Annotated in this window: 13 protein-coding genes and 1 pseudogene; 10 read left to right on the top strand and 4 right to left on the bottom strand. The window is 72.8% G+C overall.

The genetic code is table 11. The features are described 5' to 3' along the window. Window positions 1-60 precede the first annotated feature (60 nt). Window positions 61-1143 carry a substrate-binding domain-containing protein gene (locus ABD223_RS08870; RefSeq protein ID WP_344035514.1) on the bottom strand — a complete coding sequence of 361 codons (1083 nt, stop codon included), beginning with the start codon at window positions 1141-1143 and terminating at the stop codon, window positions 61-63. A 393-nt stretch (window positions 1144-1536) separates the two neighbouring features. Here ABD223_RS08870 and ABD223_RS08865 point away from each other — a divergent pair, with 393 nt between their 5' ends. Beyond that, window positions 1537-2943, top strand: coding sequence for a BNR repeat-containing protein (locus ABD223_RS08865; RefSeq protein WP_344035513.1), 1407 nt, complete (start codon window positions 1537-1539; stop codon window positions 2941-2943). A gap of 72 nt (window positions 2944-3015) precedes the next feature. Here the strand turns inward: ABD223_RS08865 and ABD223_RS08860 are convergent. After that, a pseudogene (locus tag ABD223_RS08860) lies at window positions 3016-3381 on the bottom strand (transglycosylase SLT domain-containing protein); the annotation flags it as partial. Between the two features lie 933 nt (window positions 3382-4314). On the opposite strand from ABD223_RS08860, the gene ABD223_RS08855 reads away from it, so the two are divergent. The 8 genes from ABD223_RS08855 (at window position 4315) to ABD223_RS08820 (ending at window position 13423) form a co-directional block, all read left to right on the top strand. Then, complete coding sequence (locus ABD223_RS08855; protein WP_344035512.1) at window positions 4315-5517, top strand: ROK family transcriptional regulator; 1203 nt, start codon at window positions 4315-4317, stop codon at window positions 5515-5517. A 260-nt stretch (window positions 5518-5777) separates the two neighbouring features. After that, a complete protein-coding gene (locus tag ABD223_RS08850) occupies window positions 5778-6986 on the top strand; it encodes an ROK family protein (RefSeq protein ID WP_344035511.1) in 1209 nt (402 codons plus the stop codon). After that, window positions 6983-8527 (top strand): sugar ABC transporter ATP-binding protein, encoded by a 1545-nt coding sequence (locus tag ABD223_RS08845; protein ID WP_344035510.1) that lies wholly within the window; start codon window positions 6983-6985, stop codon window positions 8525-8527. Before ABD223_RS08850 ends, ABD223_RS08845 begins: the two co-directional genes overlap by 4 nt. A 5-nt stretch (window positions 8528-8532) precedes the next feature. After that, window positions 8533-9534 carry an ABC transporter permease gene (locus ABD223_RS08840; protein WP_344035872.1) on the top strand — a complete coding sequence of 334 codons (1002 nt, stop codon included), beginning with the start codon at window positions 8533-8535 and terminating at the stop codon, window positions 9532-9534. A gap of 90 nt (window positions 9535-9624) precedes the next feature. Further along, window positions 9625-10671, top strand: a complete 1047-nt coding sequence (locus ABD223_RS08835; RefSeq protein WP_344035509.1) for a substrate-binding domain-containing protein — start codon at window positions 9625-9627, stop codon at window positions 10669-10671. A 35-nt stretch (window positions 10672-10706) separates the two neighbouring features. After that, window positions 10707-11843 (top strand): Gfo/Idh/MocA family protein, encoded by a 1137-nt coding sequence (locus tag ABD223_RS08830; RefSeq protein ID WP_344035508.1) that lies wholly within the window; start codon window positions 10707-10709, stop codon window positions 11841-11843. Further along, window positions 11840-12844, top strand: coding sequence for a sugar phosphate isomerase/epimerase family protein (locus tag ABD223_RS08825; RefSeq protein ID WP_344035507.1), 1005 nt, complete (start codon window positions 11840-11842; stop codon window positions 12842-12844). Before ABD223_RS08830 ends, ABD223_RS08825 begins: the two co-directional genes overlap by 4 nt. 144 nt (window positions 12845-12988) lie before the next feature. Continuing rightward, window positions 12989-13423, top strand: a complete 435-nt coding sequence (locus ABD223_RS08820; RefSeq protein WP_344035505.1) for a MerR family transcriptional regulator — start codon at window positions 12989-12991, stop codon at window positions 13421-13423. Window positions 13424-13425: 2 nt separating this feature from the next. On the opposite strand, the gene ABD223_RS08815 is transcribed toward ABD223_RS08820, so the two are convergent. After that, a complete protein-coding gene (locus tag ABD223_RS08815; protein WP_344035504.1) occupies window positions 13426-14352 on the bottom strand; it encodes an NADP-dependent oxidoreductase in 927 nt (308 codons plus the stop codon). Window positions 14353-14537: 185 nt separating this feature from the next. Next, window positions 14538-15707 (bottom strand): cytochrome P450, encoded by a 1170-nt coding sequence (locus ABD223_RS08810; RefSeq protein WP_344035503.1) that lies wholly within the window; start codon window positions 15705-15707, stop codon window positions 14538-14540. 84 nt (window positions 15708-15791) lie between these two features. Between ABD223_RS08810 and ABD223_RS08805 the strand changes: the two genes are divergently transcribed. Then, a protein-coding gene (locus ABD223_RS08805; protein ID WP_344035502.1) for an IS5 family transposase occupies window positions 15792-16632 on the top strand; the annotation gives its coding sequence in 2 pieces (ribosomal slippage) (window positions 15792-16135 and window positions 16134-16632; 843 coding nt in all). Window positions 16633-16842: the final 210 nt, after the last annotated feature.

The raw sequence follows: 16842 nt of genomic DNA, 5'->3' as shown, positions 1-16842 counted from the left end.
CGCCGTCGCCGGACGCCGCCCGCCTGCTGTTCGGCTGGGTGGTGTCCGGCGCGCCGTTGATCAGGGCGCCTGGACCTGGCGGCGCTGAGGCGTCCCGCAGGACTCGCGGACGGTCAGGCTCGGCCACAGCGCGACGCGGTGCACCGGGCGGTCCAGCGGATCGGCCACCCGGGCCAGCGCCAGTCGCGCCGCCAGCGCGCCGAGCCGGTGCTTGCGCGGTCGCACGGCGGTCAGCGGCGGGTCGGCGGCCGCGGCCACCTCGTCGTCGTAGGACACCACCGCCAGCTCGCCCGGCACCGCCAGCCCGCGGTCCCGGGCGCGTTCCACCAGGCCGATGGCCTCGCGGTCGGCGTGCACCAGCAGGGCTCGCACGCCGGCGCGCGAACACCCGTCCAGCACCTCGTCGCTCGCCGCGGACCAGTCCGCCGACCCGAACGGCGGCACCTCCACCACCGGCGCGGGCCGCAGGTCGAGCGACGCCACCGCCTCCCGCCACCCGGCCCGGATCGCCGCGTGGTGCGGGCTCGGCCGCGACACCACCAGGCCGACGCCCCGGTGGCCCAGGGTCGCCAGGTGCCGCACCGCGAGGCCCGCGCCCAGCGCGTGGTCGGTGACCGCGGCGTCCAGGCCGATGGTGGGCAGCTCCGGCGGCGGCACGCGCTCGATCAGCACCACCGGCACGGGCAGCGAGCCCAGCCAGCGCATCAGGTCCAGCCCCGCCGGGCCGTCCGTGCTCGGCGCGACCAGCAGCGCGTGCACGCCGCGGTCGAGCAGCTTGACCACCTGCCGCCGGTCCTCCACCGCGTGGTAGCACGAGGTGCGCAGCGCCAACCGGCCCCCGGCAGCCCCGACCGCGGCCTGCGCGCCCTGGATCACGGCGGGCCAGTAGTAGTCCTCCGACGGCGCGACCATGCCGACCAGGGCGTGACCCGGGCGGGCGGCGGCCTGCGGTTCGCCGTGGCGGGGCATGGTGACGCCGCCGTGCACGCGGACCACCAGGCCGCGGTCGGCCAACGCGGTGACGTCCCGGCGCACGGTCACCGCCGTGACGCCCAGCTGGTCCACCAGGTCGGCGAGCCGGACCACGCCGTTCGCGCGGACCGCCGCGAGGATCAGTTCACGCCGCTGCGCCGCCAGCTTCATCGTCGGTCCCGATCGACTTTGATCGTTCCTGTTCGGTTCGTTGACCTTGAGTGTGCCACGGGCTGGAGTGGGCGACACCACTCCAGCAGGGGGATCGGCGATGACGCTGCCTTCTCGACGCACCGTGCCGCGCGCGTCCGGCACTACGCCACTCGTGGCAGGAGGGCTGCCACGTCGACGCCGCGACCCGGCACGGCGTGCCGGCGGACCTGCGCACCGAGCTGAACCGGCAGGGCCTGTCCGGGGCGCGGGTCTCCGCCTCCGACGAGACCGGCTGCGACCTGGCCCGCACCACGACCACGTCCGGGCGGCGGGCGAGGTGCCGTGGAACTCCGAGCACGGCGACGACGACAGCTCCGACCTGCACACCATTCACACCGACGGGGTGATGGCATGACGAGGAAATCGTTCTACCCGGGCGCGGTGGTGGCGCTGGTGCTGGCCGCGTCGGTCACCGTTCCCGGCACGGCCGGCGCCGCGCCCGCCGTGACCCCGCTGTCGGACGCGCTGCTGGACCAGTCCGCGCTGTACTTCGTCTCCTATGACGGCCTGGTCAACAACAACGCGTTCCAGGACGGCCTGATCACCCACAACGGTCACCAGTACGCGGCCTGGTACACGGCGAGCCGCAACGCCGTGGTCGCTCGCCGCGCGCTGGGCGGGACCTGGGAGACCGCCGTGCTGCCGCACCGGCTGAGCGCCGACGACTCGCACAACGTGATCTCCCTGGGCGTCTCGCCCCGGGACGGCGTCCTGCACGTGGCCATGGACACCCACAACACCCGCCTGCACTACGCGAAATCGATTCCCGGCCTGGCGTCGGACCCCGGCGCGCACCGCTGGTCGGCGACGCTGTTCGGCTCGGTGCAGCGGACCCTGGGCGGGGTCGAGCTGGGCACCATGACCTACCCGCAGTTCGTCGTCACGCCCGAGGGCTCGCTCCAGTTCAGCTACCGGACCGGCGGGTCGGGCAACGGCGTGAACGAGTTGGCCGAGTACACCGACGGCACGTGGCGCAGGCTGGGCGCGTGGTCGTCGGCGACCGGCGACTACACCGGCCCGAACGGCGTCGTCTCCACGACCCGCAACATGTACTTGCACGGCCTGACCTACGACCGGCGCGGTCGGCTGCACGTCTCGTTCACGTGGCGCGAGGGCAACACCAGGGTGCTGTGCAACCCCGGTGGCCTGACCAACCACGACACCGGTTACGCCTACAGCGACGATCGCGGTCGGACGTGGCGCAACGCGGCGGGCGCGGTGGTCGGCACGACCGGCGGCGCCCGCGTCTCCATCACCTCGCCGGGCCTGGTCGTCGACCCGCTCGACCCCGACCACGGCCTGATGAACCAGGAGGGGCAGGCGGTCGACTCGACCGGCGCGCCGCACGTGGTGATCAGCTACGTGCCGGGCCGGTTCACCCAGTGCGTGTCGAACTACGCCCAGCAGCGCACCCGGCACGGCCGCACGTTCCACGTCTTCCGCAACGCGAACGGGACGTGGACCAAGCGGGAGGTGCCCGTGCCGCCGGGCAGCACGCAGCGCACCAAGCTGGTCTTCGACCGGGACGACAACGCCTACCTGGTGATGCCGCGCGGCCGGGTGGTCTCGGCGAGCCGGGCGTCGGGGTGGACCGACTGGGCGCTGGTGTTCGACCGGCCGTCGATGAACGCCTTCGGCGAGGTGAACGTGGACCTGTCGCGGGTCGCGGTGGACGGCGTGCTGTCGTTCCAGTACCAGCAGCGCTCCAGCGGCACGACCCCGTCGCCGATCCGCGTGGCGGACCTCAGGCTGGGCTGAAGGCCGGGTCGAGGTCGAACTGAACCGACGGGGGCGGCGCGGTGTCGGGTCGTGCCGCCCCCGCCGGGGCTCTCAGTACCCCTGGTAACCGGTGCCGGCGGCCATGGAGACCAGGCCCGGGTGGTTGTGGAAGCCGCCGTAGCGCGCGTAGGTGTAGCGGACGCCGGCGATGATGTTGTCCACCGGGTTGTAGATGTCGTTGTGGCCCGACAGCTTGTACGCCTGGAAGGTGGGGTCGATGCACTGCATCAGGCCCTTGGACGGCGTGCCGCGCATGGCGTTGGAGTCCCAGGTGTTGACGGCGTTCGGGTTGCCGTTGGACTCCTTGATGATGATCGTGTAGATCTCGTCGAGGCTGCCCTCGTCGATGGCCGTGCCGTTGGCGGCGAGGATGCCGATGGCCTCGCGGATCCACCCCTCGACCTGCCGCTGCTTGGGCGGCTTGGCGGCCTCGACGGCCTCCTTGGCGGCCTTCTCCTCGGCCGCCTTGCGGGCCGCGTACCCGTCCTGGGCGAAGGTGCTGGCCTGGTTGAACGCGTGGAGCGCGGTCAGCTGCTCCTGGCGGATGATGCGGGCGGTCTCCGACCCGAGGTTGATCGCGTGGACGGTGTCCACCTTGCCGGCCCGGACGCTGGTGTCCGGCACCGCGACGAACTCCGCGCCACCCGCGACGGGGGTGAACTGCCCGGTCATCGTGGCCGCGGCGGCGCCGGCGCCACCACCGACCACGCCGACCGCGACGGCGACGCCGGCCAGGCGCTTGGGGAGCACCCGCTCCGGCTCCGCCCGGTGCGCGCCCCGGTAACCGGGAGGGGGCGGCGGGGCCTGGAACCGGAAGGTGTCCTCACTGCTGTTCTCATGTCGGGTGTGCCGTGCGTGCCGAGCCAACGGTGCAGCCTCCTGCGTCGGGGAGTTCCGACACCGGACCTGGCGGGGGATCCAGGTGGACGGGCCCGACTTCGGGGGAGTGGGCCGTGTCCGTTCGGTGACAGAACCGTGATCTGCGCGCGGAAACGTAACCGTTCGTGATTTACGGGGGCAAGGATGGATGCGTAATGGGTGACGCGCGTCACTTGACCTAGGGGGTATCTGTCACTCTCCGTTGATGTGGACATCACGCATATCTCAGAATGGCAACGAGCAGGGGTGCGGCCCCGCGTCGAGGCGCGTGAACGCCGGGGCCACGACCACGGCGCTGCCGGCCGACTCGCCTGCCCGCTGTCCTTATTCACCCGCTCCCGCCGAGTCCTGCCCTCTCCTTCCTTCCCCCGCCACGGCCGCCGACCCCGGGGCCGGCTCTTCCGCGCACCGGCGTTCCGCGCGCCCTCGCTCGGAGCTTGCCCGCGAGCCCCCGGGCTCTAGATTGGTTCCATGAGCGCGACGGGCAGTGGCAGGCAGCCGCACGTGGTCTCCGGGCGGCAGTCGGAGCTGTTGGCCGTGCTGCGCGACGAGGGCGCGATGTCCCGGGTGGCGCTGGGCGAGCGGCTGGAACTGCCCAGGGCGAAGCTGACCGCCGAGCTGGCCAGGCTCGTGGACGTCGGCCTGGTCCAGGTGGGCGGTCCGGCGGCGAGTCGGGGCGGGCGGCGCTCCACGCTGGTGCACCTGGCCGACGACCTGCGCGTGCTGGGCGTGGACGTGGGCGCGACGTCGGTGACGGTCGCGGTCACCGACGGCCGCTGCGAGGTGCTGGAGAGCCACAGCGAGGAGTGCGACGTGCGGGGCGGCCCGGCGCACGTGCTCAGCCGCGTGGCCGAGTTGGCGGACGTCGTCTACGCCAAGGCGCCCGGCCGGTTGATCGGCGCGGGCATCGGGTTGCCCGGTCCGGTGAGCTTCCGCGACGGCATGCCCGTGGCGCCGCCGATCATGCCCGGCTGGGACCGCTACCCGGTGCGCGACGAGCTGGCCGGCCGGTGGGGCTGCCCGGTGACGGTCGACAACGACGTCAACGCCATGGCGCTGGGGGAGCGGCACGCGGGCGTGGCGCGGTCGCTGGAGGACCTGATCTTCGTCAAGGTGGGCACCGGCATCGGGTGCGGCATCGTGCTCGGCGGACGCGTCTACCGGGGTGTGGCGGGCACGGCCGGCGACATCGGGCACATCCGGCTGGACGACTTCGGGCCGGCGTGCGCCTGCGGTGAGGTCGGGTGCCTGGAGGCGTACTTCGGCGGCGCGGCCCTCGCGCGGGACGCGGCCACGCTGGCCCGCAGCGGCCGTTCGCCGGCGCTGGCCGGCGCGCTGCGCGACCGGGGTTCGCTGACCGCGGCGGACGTCGGCGCGGCGGCCGCGGCGGGCGACTTCGCGGCGGCCAACCTGGTCCGCGAGGGCGGCAGGCGACTGGGGCACGTGGTGGCGTCGCTGGTCAGCTTCCTGAACCCGGGGATGGTGGTGATCGGCGGCGGCGTGTCCGGACTGGGGCACTCGCTGCTGGCCGAGGTGCGCAGCGCGGTGTACCGGCGGTCGCTGCCCCTGGCGACGGGCAACCTGCCCATCGTGCTGTCCGAGCTGGGTGACCTGGCCGGCGTGATCGGCGCCGCGTGGTCCGCCACGGACCGCGCCTTCTCCGCGGCGGGCTGAATTTCCCAGAGCTCCGATGTCTGACCTGTGGGCCGTGTTCGGCTCACAGGTCAACAGCGTGTTCGGTTCCGCTGGCCCACAGTTACCGACGTGCCCTCACTTCTGTCTTGATCGAGCCAACTTTTGCAACGAAAAGACAAAAGTCTGCCCGACTTCTTGTCAAGATGCCCGATCTGGTGTCAGGATCTGCCGCAACTCACGCCCGAAGGTGAGCTGGACCACCCCCTTTGATCGGCTCCCTCGACGAAGTCGGAGACGTGATGCAAGCGCAGACCGAGACCAGGCGCGAGGCCAACCTCGCCCTCCTCGTGCGCACGCTCCGCGCCCACGGCCCGGTCTCCCGCGCCCAGCTCGCCGCGAGGTCGGGTCTTTCCAAGGCGACGCTGTCCCCGCTGCTGGCCGACCTCGACCACCGCGGCCTCACCGAGACGGCGGGCACCACGACCACCCAGGGCCGTCCCGGCGGCCTGGTCCAGCTCCGCCCCGGCGCGGTCTGCGGCATCGGCCTCGACATCCGGCCGGGCAGCGTGGGCGCGACCATCACCGACCTGACCGGCGAGGTCCACCTGCGCCGTGGGCGGACCTGCGACACCACCGCCCCCGAGCACGCCCTCGACCAGCTGGCCGACCTGGTCCGCCAGGCCCTGGACGACGTCGCGGACGCCGGCTGGACCGGGGTCGCCGTCGCCGTGCCCGGCCGCGCCGACCACCGCGCCGGCACCGTCACCGCCACCGCGCTGCGCTGGCGCGAGGTGGCCGTGGTCGACGGGCTCGCCGCCCGCACCGGCCTGCCGATCGCCCGCCTCGAAGTGGACAACGAGGCGCACCTCGCCGCCCGCGCCGAACACGACGCCGACCCCGTCGACGACCTCGTCTACCTCCACGGCGACCACGAGGTGGAAGCGGGCGTGATCGCCAACGGCGCCCTGGTGCGGGGCGCGGACAACCGCGCGGGCGGCATCGGTCACATGGTCCTCGACCACTTCGGCCCCCACTGCGGCTGCGGCAAGCGCGGCTGCTGGAACACCCAGGTGGGCCTGGACGCGTTCCTGCACGCCTGCGCGCCGCGGCACGACCAGGTGCACGACCCGCACCTGTCCCGGGGCGAGCGCATGCGCATCGTGCGCACCCGCGCCGAAGGCGGCGACGCGCGCACGATCGACGCCCTGCACCGCACGGCCGCGCACCTGACCACCGGCCTGTCCGCGCTGGCCACCCTGCTCAACCCGCGGCGCATCGTGCTCGGCGGCTACTTCGCCGCCCTCCAGGACTGGCTGGTCGCGCCGCAGCGCCAGGAGGGCGCCACGATCACCGCGTCCGCGCTCGGCTTCACCGCGGGCGCGCGGGGCGCGGCCCTGGCGGCGCTGCGCCGCGTGCTCGACGACCCGACGGTCGTGCCGGTGAAGGAAAACGATGCACCTGACGGCGTCGACCACGAAGGCACCCGACAGGGAGGCACCCCAGCATGACGTTGCTCAGGATGACGGGCATCGGCAAGTCCTTCCCCGGCGTCCGCGCCCTCGACGGCGTGGACCTGGAGGTCGCCGAGGGCGAGGTGCACTGCCTGCTCGGCCAGAACGGCGCCGGCAAATCGACCCTGATCAAGGTGTTGGCGGGCGCGCACCAGCCGGACCAGGGCGAGATCACCTGGCTCGGCAGGCCCACGACCCTGCCGTCGCCGGTGGCCGCGCTGCGGCTCGGCGTGGCCACCATGTACCAGGAGCTGGACCTCGTGCCCGGCATCTCGGTCGCGGAAAACGTTCTGCTCGGGCACGAACCCAGCCGGTTCGGCTTCACCGGCGGCCGCGTGGCGCGGCAGCGGGCCCGCGCGCTCATGGCCCGCCTCGGCCACCCCGAGATCGACCCCGACCGCGAGGTCGGCACGCTGTCGGCCGCCGGGCAGCAGCTGGTGTCCATGGCCCGCGCGCTCGCCCACGACGCCCGGCTGATCGTGATGGACGAGCCCACCGCCGCCCTGGCCGCCGACGAGGTCGACAACCTCTTCCGCATCGTGGCCGAGCTGACCGCCGACGGCGTGGCCGTGCTCTACATCTCCCACCGGCTGGAGGAGATCCGCCGCATCGGCAGCCGGGTCACCGTCCTGAAGGACGGCCGCACGGTCGCCGCCGGCCTGCCCGCCGACACCCCGACCTCCGAACTGGTCGACGTGATGTCGGGCCGTGCGGTGGACACCGTTTTCCCGCACCGCGAGGTGTCCACCGTGGACAGCTCGCGGGAGGTGCTGACCGTCGAGGGGCTGACCCGCGAGGGCGAGTTCCGCGACGTCACCTTCCACGTCCACGCGGGCGAGGTGCTGGGCATCGCTGGCCTGGTCGGCGCGGGCCGCAGCGAGATCCTGGAAACCGTTTTCGGCGCCCGCAAACCCCAGGCGGGCGTGGTGAAGGTCGACGGCAGGCCGGTGAAGCCGGGCAGCGTGCCCGCCGCCGTGCGCGCCGGCATCGGCCTGGCCCCCGAGGAGCGCAAGGCCCAGGGCCTGCTGCTGGACCTCAGCGTGGCGCACAACGTGACCCTCTCCAGCCTCCCCGCCTACAGCACCGCCGGGTTCGTCGACCGCGACCGGGAGCTGCGCGACTCGCGCGCCACCCTGGAGCGCCTGGACCTGCGCCCCGCCGACCCCCGCAGGCTGGTGTCCGAGTTCTCCGGCGGCAACCAGCAGAAGGCGGTGGTGGCGCGCTGGCTGGTCCGGGGCTGCCGGGTGCTGCTGCTGGACGAGCCGACGCGCGGCGTCGACGTGGGCGCCCGCGCCGAGCTGTACCGCGTGATCCACGAGCTGGCCGCCGCCGGCGTCGCCGTGGTCCTCGTCTCCAGCGAGGTCGCCGAGGTGCTCGGCCTGGCCGACCGGGTGCTGGTGCTGCGCGACGGCGAGGTCGTCGCGGACCGGCCGGCCGGCGAGCTCACCGAATCGGCCGTGCTGGACATCGTGCTGGCGGGCAGTGCCCTCACCGAGAGCGCCGCGACTCAGGGCGCCGTGACCGAGGAGGTCAAGTGACCGAACTGAGGGTCCTCGACCCGAAATCCGCACCACCCCGGGAGGAGCCCCGGCGCCGACGAGCGCTGGACCTGCGGCTGGCCGGCCTGCTGGGGGTGCTGGTGGTGCTGTGCGCCGTCGGGTACGCCACCCGGCCGGACAGCTTCCTCACCGAGGCCAACATCTCCACCATGCTGCGCCTGGCCGCGGCCATCGGCGTGGTCAGCGTCGGCATGACGTTCGTGATCATCAGCGGCGGCATCGACCTGTCCGTCGGGTCGATCGTGGCGCTGTCGAGCGTGTGGATGACCACCGTCGCCACCCAGTCCTACGGGCCGGTCGTGATGGTCCTGTGCGCGCTGCTGGTCGGCCTGGCCTGCGGCCTGGTCAACGGCGTGCTCATCTCCTACGGGAAGATAGTGCCGTTCATCGCCACCCTGGCCATGTACGCCTCCGCCAAGGGCTTGGCCGAACGCCTGTCCGGCCGCCGCACCCAGGTGGTCACCGAGACCGGGTTCACCACGTTCTTCCGCGGCGACCTGCTGGGCGTGCCGGTGCTGATCTGGCTGCTGGCCGCGGTGTTCGCGGTCGGCTGGGTGGTGCTCAACCGCACCACGTTCGGGCGCCGCACGTTCGCCGTGGGCGGCAACGCCGAGGCCGCCCGCCTGGCCGGCATCGACGTCAAGCGGCACACCGCGCTCGTGTACGGCATCGCCGGCCTGTGCTGCGGCATCGCCGCGCTCATGGTCGTCGCCCGCACCACCTCCGGCGCGTCGACCAACGGCATGTTCTACGAGCTGGACGCCATCGCCGCGGTCGTCATCGGCGGCACCCTGCTCACCGGCGGGCGCGGCTCGCTGATCGGCACGCTCATCGGCGTCCTCATCTTCACCGTGGTGGGCAACATCTTCACCCAGAACAACCTCGACACCGACATCCAGAACATCGCCAAGGGCGTGATCATCGTCGCCGCGGTGCTCCTCCAGCGCACCACCTCCGCACGCCGCCGAGGCGCGCGCACGACCTGACGCGCACAACCGGACCGGCACCACCCGACGCGCGCACCGTCGCCCCACACCCGTCCCGCCACACCCGTCACCTCGCCCGGGAGTATCGCCATGCCCTCACTCGACCGTCGCCGCTTCCTCTGGGGAACGACCGCCGTCGGCACCGCCGCACTGCTGGTGGGCTGCACGTCCAACGAGACCGGCAACTCCGCGCCCGACGCCGTCGCCGCCGGGTCCGGCGAGAACAGCCGGCCCGGCAAGGCGGTGACCGTCGGCTTCTCCGCGCCCGCCGCCGACCACGGCTGGATGGCCGCGATGACCAAGAACGCGCGGGCGCAGGCCGAGCGGTTCTCCGACGTGACGTTCAAGGCCACCGAGGGCACCAACGACGTCAACCAGCAGATCAGCCAGGTCGAGACGCTGATCAACGACAAGGTCGACGTGCTGGTGGTGCTGCCGTTCGACGGCAAGGCGCTCACCGAGGTCGGCCGCCAGGCCATGGACGCGGGCATCCCCGTCATCAACGTCGACCGCGTCTTCGACACCCCGCTCGCCTACCGGACGTGGATCGGCGGCGACAACTACCGCATGGGCGTCAACGCGGGCGAGTTCATCGCCTCCCAGATGAAGGCCAAGAACATCGGCAGCCCGATCATCGGCGAGGTCGCCGGCATCGACTCCCTGCCGCTGACCCAGGAGCGCAGCCGGGGCTTCAAGGACGCCCTGGCGCGCAGCGGCTTCCAGGTCGGCCCGCGCGTGTCCGCGCAGTTCACCTCCGAGTCCGGCGAGCAGCAGACCGCCAACCTGCTCCAGGCCGCGACCAAGCTCGACGCCCTGTGGAACCACGACGACGACCAGGGCATCGGCGTCATGGCCGCCATCGACAGCGCCGGGCGCAACGAGTTCGTCATGGTCGGCGGCGCCGGCTCGCGCAACATGATGGACCTGATCAAGGCCGACAGCGGCGTCATGAAGGCGACCGTGCTCTACAGCCCGTCGATGGCGTCCTCGGCGATCGCGCTGGCCCGCCTGCTCGGCCAGACCAAGGGCATCGGCGACCTCGCCGAGCACGACATCCCCGCGTCGATCACCACCTACTCCGCCGTGGTGACCAAGGAGAACGTCGACCAGTACCTGGACGTCGGCTTCGACTCCTGACCCACCCACTCCTGCTGACGCGGAAAGGCTGCTTGATGACGGAAGAGATCGGCGTGGGCATGGTCGGCCACGCGTTCATGGGCGCGGTGCACTCGCAGGCCTGGCGCAACGTCCACCGGTTCTTCGACGTGCCCCTGACGCCTCGGCTGGCCGCGGTCGGCGGGCGGGACGCGGCGCGCACCAAGGAGGCCGCCGCCAAGTACGGCTGGGCCGCCGCCGAGACCGACTGGCGCGCGCTCGTCGACCGGGACGACGTCCACCTCGTCGACATCTGCACGCCCGGCGACACGCACGCCGAGATCGCGATCGCCGCGCTGGCCGCCGGCAAGCACGTGCTGTGCGAGAAGCCGCTGGCCAACACGGTCGAGGAGGCCGAGGCGATGACCGCCGCCGCCGAGGAGGCCGCGCGGCGCGGCGTCCGGTCGATGGTGGCGTTCAACTACCGGCGGGTGCCCGCCATCGCCCTGGCCAGGAAGCTCGTCGCGGACGGCCGCCTCGGCGACGTCCGCCACGTGCGCGCCGTCTACCTCCAGGACTGGCTGTCCGACCCCGAGTCGCCGATGACCTGGCGGCTGCGGCGCGAGAAGGCGGGCTCCGGCGCGCTCGGCGACCTGGGCGCCCACATCGTCGACGCCGCCCAGTTCGTCACCGGCTCCCTGGTCACCGGGGTCAGCGCGACCCTGGAGACGTTCGTGCCCGAGCGCCCGGACGGCGACGGCCGCGCGGCCGTGACCGTCGACGACGCGGCGGTGTTCCTGGCGCGCTTCTCGTCCGGCGCCCTCGGCACGTTCGAGGCCACCCGGTACGCCCTGGGCCGCAAGAACGCCATGCGGCTGGAGGTCAACGGCAGCCGCGGCAGCCTGGCGTTCGACTTCGAGTCCATGAACGAGCTGTCGGTGTTCGAGGCCGACGGCCCCGAGGCCGGGTTCCGCCGGGTCCTGGTCACCGAGCCGGACCACCCGTACGTGGGAGCGTGGTGGCCGCCCGGCCACCTCCTCGGCTACGAGCACACGTTCACGCACGAGGCCGCCGACTTCCTCACCGCCATCGGCGACGGGGCCGACCCCGCGCCGAGCTTCGCCGACGGCCTGCGCGTGCAGCGGGTGCTGGCCGCCGTGGAGGAGAGCGCCGAGCGGCAGTCCACCTGGACCACGATCGGAGGAACCCGATGAGCCGACCGGTCACGCTGTTCACCGGCCAGTGGGCCGACCTGCCGTTCGAGGAGGTGTGCCGGCTCGCCGCCGGCTGGGGGTACGACGGCCTGGAGATCGCCTGCTCCGGCGACCACTTCGAGGTGGACAGGGCGTTGGCGGACGACGGCTACGTGACCGCCAAGCGCGAGGTGCTGGAGAAGCACGGCCTCCAGGTGTGGACGATCTCCAACCACCTCGTCGGCCAGGCGGTGTGCGACGACCCGATCGACTTCCGGCACCAGGCGATCCTGCCCGCGCGGATCTGGGGCGACGGCGAGCCCGAGGGCGTGCGGCAGCGTGCGGCGGCGGAGATGGCCGACACCGCCCGCGCGGCCGCCCGCCTCGGCGTCGACACGGTCGTCGGCTTCACCGGGTCCAAGACGTGGAAGTACGTGGCGATGTTCCCGCCGGTGCCGCAGTCGGTGATCGACGAGGGGTACATCGATTTCGCGCAGCGCTGGAACCCCGTCCTCGACGTGTTCGACGAGGTGGGCGTGAGGTTCGCGCACGAGGTCCACCCGTCCGAGATCGCCTACGACTACTGGACGACCAGGCGGGCGCTGGAGGCGGTCGGCAACCGCGCCGCGTTCGGCCTGAACTGGGACCCGTCGCACTTCATCTGGCAGGACCTCGACCCGGTCGGCTTCATCCTCGACTTCGCCGACCGGATCTACCACGTGGACTGCAAGGACACGAAGAAGCGCTTCGACGGCCGCAACGGCAGGCTCGGCTCGCACCTGGCGTGGGCCGACCCGAGGCGGGGCTGGGACTTCGTGTCGACGGGGCACGGCGACGTGCCGTGGGAGGAGTGCTTCCGGGCGCTGAACGCGATCGGGTACCGGGGGCCGATCTCGGTCGAGTGGGAGGACGCGGGCATGGACCGGCTGCGGGGCGCGGAGGAGGCGGTCGGCTTCATCCGCCGCCACCTGTTCGACCCGCCGGCCGCGTCCTTCGACGCCGCGTTCAGCACGGAGAAGTAGCCGGGCGTGCGGCGTCCCGTCGTGCCGGGGGACGGGACGCCGCACCGGTCCCGAGGCCCGCGCCCCGATCCGCTGCCGACCGCGCCGGCAGGAGCTCTAAGCTGTCGGGGTGCGGTACCGACCGGCGTGCGGGATGGGGGTCTCGTGACCACGACGCCTTCCCCCGCGACCATGCGGATCGGCGAGCTGGCCCGGCTGACGGGGGTCAGCGCCCGATCGCTGCGGTATTACGAGCAGCAGGGCCTGCTGCTCAGCACGCGGTCCAGCGGTGGGCAGCGGCACTACACCGCGGCGGAGGTCGCGCGGGTCGAGATCATCCGGCGGCTGTTCGACGCGGGGCTGGGCAGCAAGGTGATCGCCCGGCTGCTGCCCTGCGTGCACAGCGACGACGCCGACGTCGCCGAAGAGGCCTTCGGCACGATGGTCGGCGAACGCGACCGCCTGACCGCCGACATCACCCGGCTCGCCGAGGCCCGGGACGCCCTCGACGCGCTGATCGAGGCGAACACCCGGTACCGGCTCGGCGCGGGCCGGGGTGGCGCCGGTCCTGCCGAGGGCGGTCTCCACCGCGCGTCGTGAGGTCAGAGGCGCATGTCGATGACGAGCTTGCCCGACGCGTGGCGTGACTCGACGAGCGCCAGCGCTTCCCCCGCCCGCGCGAGCGGGTAGGTCGCCGTGATGTTCGGATCGAGCCGCCCGGCGACCATCAGCGCGGCGACGCGCTCCAGGCCGTCCCGGTCGAGGCGGCGCTGGACGGGCGCGCCGCCGAGTTCGGTCACCGACGGGTCCCCGACCGAGACGAGCGCGTCCGGCTTCGCCGCCAGCGGGGCGACACCGCGCAACGAGTCGCCGCCGACCGCGTCGACCACGGCGTCGAAGCCGTCCGGGGCGTGCGCCCGGAGCCGGTCCACGACGTCGCCGGCGGTGTAGTCGACGAAGGCGGCCCCGGTGGCCGCCACGCGCTCCCGCTTCCCCGCGCCGCCGGTGCCGACCACGACCAGGCCGCGGTCGCGCGCGAGCTGCGCCACGGCCAGCCCGACGCCGCCGCCGATCCCGTTCACCAGCAGCGACGCCCCGGCGGGCAGCGCGAGCTGGTCGAGGACGTCGAGCGCGGTCGTGCCGGCGACGGGGATGGTCGCCGCCCAGGTCTCCGGCAGCGCGTCGGGGATGCGGGCCGTGGACCCGGCGAGCAGCAGGGTCGTCCCCGCGTACGTGCCCGCGCCGGTCAGGGCGAATCCGGTGACCCGGTCGCCGACGGCCAGGCCGGTCACCTCGTCACCCACCGCCAGGACCACCCCCGCCGCCTCCATCCCCAGGACCTGCGGGAAGGGCACGTGGCCGTTCAACGCGCGGACGTGCCCGGAACGGAGCAGGTGGTCGAGCGGGTTGACCCCCGCGGCCGCGACGCGGACGAGGACCTCGGCGGGACCGGGCGACGGGTCGGGCCGGTCGAAGAACTCCTGGACGTCGGCGGAGCCGAAGGTCCGGTACCCCAGGGCTGTGCTCATCACGGATTCCCCTCTCACCGTCCTCGACCGGCGTTCGGTCCGAGGACGGTGCGAAGCTATTCCGTGACACCGGTGTCAGGTTCCAGTGGATGTGACGCGGGGCACATCCGCCGCGCTGCGGGCTCGGTGGCGACCGCGTCCGGCACCGCGATGGGCGGACCGGCCGGCGAGCTGCTCGGGACGGGCTACCAGGTCACCGGCAGCGACCGCAGGCCGTAGATCGGGGCGTCGAACCTGAACCCGACCTCCTCGAACGGCACGGCCAGGCGCAGCCCCGGCAGCGTTGTCACCAGCGCCCGCAGCGCGACCCGCATCTCCAACCGCGCCACCAGGTGGCCGATGCACTGGTGCACCCCGCTGCCGAACGCCAGGTGCGACTTCGCCGACCGCCGCAGGTCGAGCCGGTCCGGGTCGGGGAACGCGGCGGGGTCCCGGTTCGCGGCGAACAGGGAGGCGATGACGCCCTCGCCCGCCCGCACCGGGCAGCCGCCCACCCGCGCGTCGCCCGCCACGGCCCGCACCACGCCGTGGTGCACGGGGCTCAGGTAGCGCAGCAGCTCCTCGACCGCGTCGTCCACCAGGTCGGGGTCGGCGACCAGCGCCTCCCACTGCGCCCGGTCCCGCAGGAGCGCCAGCGCGGACAGCGCGATCGAGTTCGCCGTGGTCTCGTGCCCGCCGACCAGCAGCAGCACGGTCATGCCGACCGCCTCCCCGACGGTCAGCGAGGGGTCCGCCACCAGCCGGCCGACCAGGTCGTCGACCGGCTCTGCGCGCCGGGACCGGATCAGGTCCTCCAGGTAGGCGTGCAGCTCGTCCAGCGCGGTCTTGACCTGCTCGGCGGTCAACGACCGGTTCAGGTGGGCCCGGCTGCGCGTGGAGAAGAACTCCTGGTCCGCGACCGGCACGCCGAGCAGCAGGCAGATCACGTCCGACGGCACCGGCAGCGCGAACCCGGCCACCAGGTCGGCGGGGCGCGGGCCGGCCACCAGCGCGTCGAGGCGCTCCCGGGTGAGCCGCTCGACGTGCGGGCGCAGCTCGTTCATCCGCCGCACGGTGAACTCGCCGGTCAGCATCTTCCGGTACCGGGTGTGCTCGGGCGGGTCGGTGACCAGGAAGCTGCCCGGCGCGGCCTTGCGGTCCACCACGGGCCGCAGCTGCGGGAAACCCGGCCGGCTCGGGTCCGAGCTGAACCGCTCGTGGTCGCGCAGGACCGCGCGCACGTCGTCGTACCGGGTGACGAGGAGGGCTTCCTGCCCGTGCCGCAACGACACCGGGCACACCGGCGCGGTGTCGCGGAGCGCGGCGAACTCGGCGGGCGGGTCGAACCCGGGGCGGCGCGGAATCGGGTAGTCCACGGTGCTCGACCTTAGACCTGGTCTCAAACTTAAGGGTGTGTCACTGCGTAACCTGCCGGTCCTGGTCGTCGATCGTGGGCAGTCATGGCGAAGACGACGCAGCAGCGGCGGGTCGAAGACCGGCTCTGGGAGCTGATCGAACCCCTGATCCCGTCCCGACCAGCGCCGCGCGGTCCGGGTGGGCGGCCCCGGATCGATGACCGTGCCGCGCTAGAGGGGATCTTGTTCGTGCTCGACACCGGCTGCCGCTGGCGAGACCTACCCGAGCAGCTCGGATGCGGTTCCGGGCACACCGCGTGGCGGCGGTTACGCGAGTGGCAGGACGCTGGTGTGTGGGACCGGCTGCACCAGCTCGTGCTCGACGAACTGTCCAACATCGACGAGCTCGACTGGACCAGAGGCTGCATCGACGCGGTGTCGGTGCGGTCGAAAGGGGGGCGAGCTGACCGGCCGCAGCCCCACTGACCGGGGTAAAGCCGGCTCCAAGTACCACGTTCTGTGCGACGCGAACGGGCTACCGCTGCACCTCATGTTGTCGGCGGCAAACACCCACGACAGCATGCTGTTCGAGCCGCTGCTGGACACGAACCCGACCGTGCGTGGCCACCACGGCCGGGCGGGCCGGCCACGATGCCGACCGGACAAGTTGCACGCCGACAAGGGCTACGACTACCGCCGCTGCCGCCGCTACCTGACCCGCCGCGGTATCGAGGTCCGTATCGCCCGGCGCGGGATTGAGGGCAAGTCCCGCCTCGGCCGGGTCCGCTGGGTCGTCGAACGCACCATCTCCTGGCTGCTGCGGTTCAAACGCCTCGGGCTGCGCTACGACCGGACCGAACGCACCACGCTGGCGCTACTCACGCTGGCCTGCACCGTGACCAACGTCCGCCGGCTCATGAAGATCGAGCTCTGCGACCAGGTCTAACGCATCCATTCACTCGTTGGGGATACATCGGTGGCTCTGTGTCGTCGGGTGGGGTGACTGGTGAGCTTCTGAGCGCGGAGCAGGTCCTCGGGTCGGCACGGGGCCCCCGTCACCACGAGGGAGATCGATCTCCTGGAGGAGGCTGCAGCCGCGTTGCTGACGGCACCATCGACGGGGATGAACGAGCACTCTCGTCGGGAAGTGATCAGC

The sequence above is a fragment of the Saccharothrix xinjiangensis genome, assembly GCF_039527585.1.
GTDB lineage: Bacteria > Actinomycetota > Actinomycetes > Mycobacteriales > Pseudonocardiaceae > Actinosynnema > Actinosynnema xinjiangensis.
This window is presented reverse-complemented; position numbering and strand designations above follow the sequence as displayed.

What these genes read in the sequence shown, in the direction of transcription:
- ABD223_RS08870 (WP_344035514.1), bottom strand. Translation starts at nt 1,143, where the DNA reads ATGAAGCTGGCGGCGCAGCGGCGTGAACTGATCCTCGCGGCGGTCCGC.
- ABD223_RS08865 (WP_344035513.1), top strand. Translation starts at nt 1,537, where the DNA reads ATGACGAGGAAATCGTTCTACCCGGGCGCGGTGGTGGCGCTGGTGCTG.
- ABD223_RS08855 (WP_344035512.1), top strand. Translation starts at nt 4,315, where the DNA reads ATGAGCGCGACGGGCAGTGGCAGGCAGCCGCACGTGGTCTCCGGGCGG.
- ABD223_RS08850 (WP_344035511.1), top strand. Translation starts at nt 5,778, where the DNA reads ATGCAAGCGCAGACCGAGACCAGGCGCGAGGCCAACCTCGCCCTCCTC.
- ABD223_RS08845 (WP_344035510.1), top strand. Translation starts at nt 6,983, where the DNA reads ATGACGTTGCTCAGGATGACGGGCATCGGCAAGTCCTTCCCCGGCGTC.
- ABD223_RS08835 (WP_344035509.1), top strand. Translation starts at nt 9,625, where the DNA reads ATGCCCTCACTCGACCGTCGCCGCTTCCTCTGGGGAACGACCGCCGTC.
- ABD223_RS08830 (WP_344035508.1), top strand. Translation starts at nt 10,707, where the DNA reads ATGACGGAAGAGATCGGCGTGGGCATGGTCGGCCACGCGTTCATGGGC.
- ABD223_RS08825 (WP_344035507.1), top strand. Translation starts at nt 11,840, where the DNA reads ATGAGCCGACCGGTCACGCTGTTCACCGGCCAGTGGGCCGACCTGCCG.
- ABD223_RS08815 (WP_344035504.1), bottom strand. Translation starts at nt 14,352, where the DNA reads ATGAGCACAGCCCTGGGGTACCGGACCTTCGGCTCCGCCGACGTCCAG.